Raw genomic sequence first — 1,012 nt, 5'->3', positions numbered from 1 at the left:
GAGCTGGGTTTCCGTCATCGTCGAGTCTTTCGTCGACAAGTTCCGGGATTGCATCGATCCAGATGGCGAAGGCCCGGGACCCGAACTGCGCACCGCTCAAGTGCCCGCGGCGAATGTTGTTGCGGGTTCCCGGCGTGGGAAAGAGCCAGTCGCACAGTGTGTCCGGAACAGACAGCGATTGAAGGTGGTCGAGCCATTGGTCGATCACGGTTGCCGTTGCAGTGCTGATCGGCAATCTACGCCCCATTCTGCGACGTTTACGGTTGTCGTAGACGAGTGTGGGCTTGCCGTCGACCCAGTCCAGGCATGAGCGTTTGAGCCCGACGATCTCACTCGGGCGTCGACCGGTGTCCCGGATGATCTGGTAGACCGTCTGATACATCATGGCGTAGTCGTCAGGGTTCCAGCCCGGCGCGGAGTACGTGGAGTGCCTACCCAGCAGCTCGAGGTGTTGATCGAGTTGTGCGATGACATGTTCGGGGATCGTGCGTCCGAAGTCGTCCTCGCTGGTCTCGACCTGGGCAATTGTGTGCGAACGCAGATCGAGTGCGAAGGAGCCGGGGATGTCATCCATTGCGCCCGTGCGGCGTGAGAACTCGAGAAGTCGGCGCCACCACCCGAGCAATGATCGTCGATGGGTGAAGGAATGGGGCTTGCCCTCTCGATCGGCGCTGGTGCGGAAACCCTCGACGACAGCGCTCATGTCACCGTGGTCGAGTAGTTCGGGGTGATCGCCGTTCGTGCGCAGCGAGAGTTGCCGTGAAGCGATTTCGGCGGCATGAACGGTGTGCCGCAGTGTCGTCACGGGTGGGCGTACCTCGCGGCCGAATTGTTTGGTGATCTCTCGAAGCCATCGCTGTCTGATCTCTCGGAAGTCCACAACGCCACCGGCCGCACTGTATCGCCGGTCCGGAGCAGCTTGCAGGCCCACGACGGCAGGTTTCCACACGTCGGCCATGGTGGGATCAGTACCGGAGTACACGACGTGCGCCCGCTGCAGATGTGTGACCAA

The 1,012-nt window shown here is 61.6% G+C and carries 1 pseudogene; it reads right to left on the bottom strand.

Annotated elements, in window-relative coordinates:
- Positions 1 to 958, bottom strand: a pseudogene (locus ACFYY7_RS45770) (site-specific integrase); the annotation flags it as partial.
- Between the last annotated feature and the right edge of the window lie 54 nt (positions 959 to 1,012).

Source organism: Streptomyces sp. NPDC001933 (genome assembly GCF_042890955.1).
Taxonomy (GTDB): domain Bacteria; phylum Actinomycetota; class Actinomycetes; order Streptomycetales; family Streptomycetaceae; genus Streptomyces.
The sequence above is the reverse complement of the archived record's forward strand: the minus strand, read 5'-3'. Positions and strand labels throughout refer to the sequence as shown.